The following is a 5,002-nucleotide window of genomic DNA, read 5'->3' on the forward strand; positions in this document are numbered from 1 at the left end:
CCGCCCCTCCTCGTCGCGCTCGTCCGGCTCGGTCCGCTCAGCCCTCGGCCGGGGCCGTCGGCGTCAGCACCGGCTCGCGGCGGCTGGCGATGACCTTGCGCGCCAGCTTCCGCGGGCTCGTCAGGAAGCCCCAGCCCCACGACATGTGCATGGTGGCCAGCGCGAGGGGAATCCGCACCCGCGCCCCGAAGGGCAGCCCCTTGCCGGCGGGCAGCGAGCCCACGGTGATGGCGGCGAGATAGGCGGCGGGCGCGAGGAAGCCCCACGGGGTCAGCACGATCCCGACGACCGCGCCCGCGGCGACGAAGCACACGGCGGTCGGCGGCGCCAGATAGCGCAGGTTGATCGAGCCGGAGTGGTAGCGCGCGACGACGTGGCGCCAACGCCCGTAGTTCTTGTACTGCTTGGCGAGCGCGCGGACGCTCGGCCGCGGCCGGTAGGAGACGCGCAGGTCGGGCGAGAACCAGACGAGGCCGCCCGCCTCGCGGATGCGGTAGTTCAGCTCCCAGTCCTGGGCGCGGATGAACTCCTCGTTGTAGCCGCCCTGCCGCTCCAGCACCTCGCGGCGGAAGACGCCGAGATACACGGTGTCGGCCTTCTGCGCGGCGCCGCCCGTGTGGAAGGCGGCGTTGCCGACCCCGATCTTCGAGGTCATGGCGGCGGCGACGGCGTGCTCCCAGTCGTTCTCGCCCTCGGCGTGCATGATGCCGCCGACGTTGGCCGCGCCGGTCTCCTCCAGCAGCCGCACAGCCGTCGAGATGTAGTCGGGCGAGAGCATCCCGTGCCCGTCCACGCGCACCACGACCGGGTGCCGGGACGCCTTGATCGCGGCGTTCAGCGCGGCGGGCGTGCGGCCCGTCGGGTTGGGCACCGTGCGCACCCGGGGGTCCTCGCGCACCAGCTCGGCGGCGATCTCGTCGGTGCGGTCCTCGGACGGGCCGAGGGCGATCACGATCTCCAGCTCGCCGTCGTACTCCTGCTCCAGGATGTGCCTGACGGAGCTTCGCAGGTGCCTCTCCTCGTTGAGCACCGGCATGATCACAGAGACGGCGGGGGGCTTGGTATCAGTCACCCGCTCACGTTATCGCGTGCGCGGAGGGCCCCCGCACGGCAGCCGGGTGCGTGCGCGGAGGGCCGGCGGCGTGTGACCGCGAGCATCAGATCATATGGGATTACTGTGCTTGTACGTACTCAAAGCGCGCATTACGACACATACGGTCATCCTGGAATCCGGAACCCCGACCCCGGCCCTCGTTCCCGGGCCCCGAACCCGCGATCCGTCCCCCTCACACGCCGCGAGGTGTCACTTGCCCGCACCGGCCCGTCGTACCCCGTCGCCCGACCGGACCTCCCCCTCCTCCCCCGCCCCCGACGACGCGCGCTCCGACGACGCGCGCTCCGGGGACCCCGGGGGTGAGGACTCCGCGCGGCCGAGGCGCCGGAAGCGGTTCCGGTGGGGGCTGACCGCGGCGGCGGGGGTCTCGACGCTGGTGCTTGCGGCGAGCGGGGCCGGGCACGTGCTGCTCTCCGGGCTGGACTCCGGCGTACGGCGGGTGGACCCGTTCCACGGGCTCGGTGACCGCCCGAACACGACCAGCGGGGTGAACTTCCTGGTCGTCGGCACCGACGGGCGCGACAAGCTGTCCGCTGCGGAGAAGCGGAAGTACCAGCTCGGCGGCTCGGCCTGCGACTGCACCGACACCCTGCTGATGGTCCACCTATCGGCCGACCGGCAGCGCGCGAGTGTGGTGAGCCTCCCGCGCGACTCGTACGCGCGCCTGCCGGCGCACACCGACTCCGGCACGGGCGAGCGGCACGAGGAGCAGCCGGCGAAGCTGAACTCGGCCTACGCGCACGGCGGCCCCCGGCTCACCGTGCGGACCGTCGAGGCCATGACAGGCATCCATATGGACCATTACCTGGAGGTCGATTTCAGCAGCTTCATGAAGACCGTGGACGTGCTGGGCGGGGTCCCGATCTGCACGGACAAGCCCCTCAAGGACGACCACTCAGGGCTCGACCTGCCCGCGGGCACGTCCCGGCTGAACGGGGGCCAGGCGCTCCAGTACGTACGCGCCCGCCATCTGGACGCCGCAGCCGACCTCGGCCGGATGCAGCGCCAGCAGCGCTTCCTGGCCTCCGTCATCTCCCGGGCGACGCACAGCGGGGTGCTGATGAACCCGGTGAAGTTCGACCGCGTCGCCAGGACGATCCTCGGCTCCATGCGCGCCGACCCCGGTTTCGGCATCGACGAGATGATGGCGCTCGGCCAGGCGATGAAGGGCTTCACCCCGGCCTCGTCCGAGTTCGCGCAGGTCCCCATCGCCAACGCGAACCGGATCGTGCCCGGACTCGGCTCGACGGTGCAGTGGGACGCGGAGAAGGCGGGGAAGCTGTTCCGGTCGCTGCGCGAGGACCGGCCGCTGTCGCCGGAGGCGAAGAAGCGAGAGGCGAAGAAGGCGGAGAAGGACGGCAAGGCGCCCGCCGGAGGGCCGGAGAGCAGCACCACGACCGTCGACGTCGCGCCGAACAGCATCCGCGTCCAGGTCGAGAACGGCACGGACAGGCAGGGCCTCGCCCTGCGGACCGACCAGGCACTGCGCGCGACGGGCTTCGCCACCACGGGGGGCGCCCGCAACGCCGCCTCCGACGACGTGGAGCACACCACCATCGCCTACGACCCGCGCTGGGACCGCTCGGCCCGTTCCCTGGCCAAGGCGCTGCCGGGCGCGAAGCTGCGCGAGGAGAAGGGGCGCGGCCCGGTGATGGGGGTCGTCCTCGGCGCGGACCACGACAAGGTGCGCAAGGTGACCGGGGGCGCCCCCGCGGGCTCCCCCGGCTCCGGGACCGACGGCGGCGCGGTCACGGGGGACAGGGTGGCCTGCAAGTAGGGCTCTGGCGGTACGGGTCCGGGCCGGGCGGTACGGAGCGGTGCGGGGCTACCCCGCCTGGCGCCGGGTCCCCGCGCTCGTGCCGGTGCCGGTGCCGGTACCCGCGCCGTCCCCTGGTGCGGCGTCGGCCCACTCGCCCTGCTTGCGCTCCCGCAGCTCCCTGATCGCGCGGCGCCGCGCGAGCCGGTGCGTACGGCGGATCTGGGCCTCCTGATAGCGCCGCTCGTCCTGCTCGGTCTCCGGGATCACCGGCGGTACGGGGCGCGGCTTGCCGTCCTCGTCGACGGCCGCGAAGACGAGGTAAGCGGTGCCGACCTGCGTAGCGGGCGTGGACTCGTTCCAGCGCTCGGCCAGCACCCGTACGCCGACCTCCATCGAGGAGCGCCCCGTCCAGTTCACCTGGGCCTTCACATGCACAAGATCGCCTACGCGGACGGGCTCCAGGAAGACCATCTCGTCCATGGAGGCCGTCACCGCCGGTCCGCCCGAGTGCCTGCCCGCGACGGCGCCCGCCGCGTCGTCGGCCAGTTTCATGATCACGCCGCCGTGCACGGTGCCGAGAAGGTTGGTGTCACTGCCCGTCATGATGTGCGACAGGGTGGTTCGGGAGGCGGCGGTCGGCTTGCCCGGTAGGGCATCTTCCGCCGTAAGGGCCTGGTCGGTCATGCCCTCCACCATATGCGGCGACATGGCCGACGCCCGACGCGCGCCTTTGCATCAGATCTGCTACAGGAAAGGCTCGAACCAGCACCCGGGCTGTGTTCAGGCACCACCGGGCAGGCAAACTGCCGTGCATGAATCAGTGGCCCGATGGATGGAACAACAACTCCGGAGACCGGTACGGACGCGGCAGCGCCGCCCCCGGTCCGGAGCAGGCCCGTGTCATGCCGCAGACGCGGCGGCCGGGGGTCCCGGGCCAGTCCAGAGCGAACCAGAGCGCCGGATACGACAGCGGCGGCGGGCACGACGCCTACGACTCCGGCTACAGCGAGGGCCAGGTCTACGGCGGTGGTGGCCGAGGCGGCCGTGACGACTACGACGGTTACGGCGACTACGACACCCGCCCGCGCCCCGACTGGGGGCGCCGGTTCAAGTGGGGCCTGATCACGCTGGTGGTCGTCGTGCTCGCCTGGTCCGTCGGCACCTACTTCTGGGCCGACTCCAAGCTGCGCCGCGAGGTGGACCTCAGCATCGTCGAGGACCGCCCCGAGGCGGGCGACGGCACCAACTACCTGATCGTCGGGTCCGACAGCCGCGAGGGCATGTCCGACCAGCAGAAGAAGGACCTCCACACGGGCTCGGCCGAGGGCAAGCGCACCGACTCGATGATGATCCTGCACGTCGGCAGCGACGGGCCCACGATGATCTCGCTGCCGCGCGACTCCTGGGTCGAGATCCCGTCGTTCACGGGCTCCGAGTCCGGCAAGCACTTCGACAACGTCCAGCACACCAAGCTCAACGCTGCCTACGCGCAGGACGGCGCCCCGCTGCTGGTCCGCACCGTCGAGCACAACACCGGGCTGAAGATCGACCACTACGCGGAGATCGGCTTCGGCGGCTTCGCGGACATCGTGGACGCGGTCGGCGGCGTCGAGATGGACATCCCGCAGGACATCAAGGACAAGAACTCCGGCGCCGACTTCAAGAAGGGCAAGCAGGTCCTCGACGGGAAGCAGGCCCTCTCCTTCGTCCGCAACCGGCACGCGGGCACCGGCGACAGCGACCTCGGCCGTACCAAGAACCAGCAGAAGTTCCTGGCCGCGCTCGCCAGCCAGACGGCGACCCCCTCGACGGTCCTCAACCCGTTCCGCCTCTACCCGACCATGGGCGCGGGCCTGGACACCCTGATCGTCGACGAGGACATGAGCCTGTGGAACCTGGGCTCGATGTTCTTCGCGATGAAGGACGTCTCCAGCGGCGAGGGCAAGTCCATGAACATGCCCATCTCCGGCACGGCGCCGCAGGGCTCGCTCCAGTGGGACATGCCGAAGGTGAAGCAGCTCGTGCAGCAGTTGAAGGACGACGAGAAGGTCACCGTCACCTCGGACCGCTGACCCCGCTCTCCGCCCCTCGCCCTCGCTTTGCTGTGATGGCGCCGCGCTCGGCCCGGC

At 71.3% G+C, this 5,002-nt stretch carries 4 protein-coding genes; 2 read left to right on the plus strand and 2 right to left on the minus strand.

The features are described from left to right. Nucleotides 1–37: 37 nt before the first annotated feature. On the minus strand, nt 38–1,072 hold the full coding sequence (locus ACWGJ2_RS39950; RefSeq protein WP_453351327.1) for a glycosyltransferase family 2 protein: 1,035 nt from the start codon (nt 1,070–1,072) through the stop codon (nt 38–40). 235 nt (nt 1,073–1,307) lie between these two features. Between ACWGJ2_RS39950 and ACWGJ2_RS39955 the strand changes: the two genes are divergently transcribed. Then, the gene (locus ACWGJ2_RS39955) at nt 1,308–2,891 is read left to right on the plus strand and encodes an LCP family protein (protein ID WP_453351328.1); all 1,584 of its coding nucleotides are present in this window, start codon (nt 1,308–1,310) and stop codon (nt 2,889–2,891) included. A 48-nt stretch (nt 2,892–2,939) separates the two neighbouring features. Here the strand turns inward: ACWGJ2_RS39955 and ACWGJ2_RS39960 are convergent, their stop codons facing one another. Continuing rightward, nucleotides 2,940–3,557, minus strand: coding sequence for an acyl-CoA thioesterase (locus ACWGJ2_RS39960; RefSeq protein WP_453351329.1), 618 nt, complete (start codon nt 3,555–3,557; stop codon nt 2,940–2,942). A 128-nt stretch (nt 3,558–3,685) separates the two neighbouring features. Here ACWGJ2_RS39960 and ACWGJ2_RS39965 point away from each other — a divergent pair, with 128 nt between their 5' ends. After that, complete coding sequence (locus ACWGJ2_RS39965; protein ID WP_453351330.1) at nt 3,686–4,945, plus strand: LCP family protein; 1,260 nt, start codon at nt 3,686–3,688, stop codon at nt 4,943–4,945. Nucleotides 4,946–5,002 lie beyond the last annotated feature (57 nt).

Source organism: Streptomyces sp. NPDC054796, assembly GCF_053611545.1.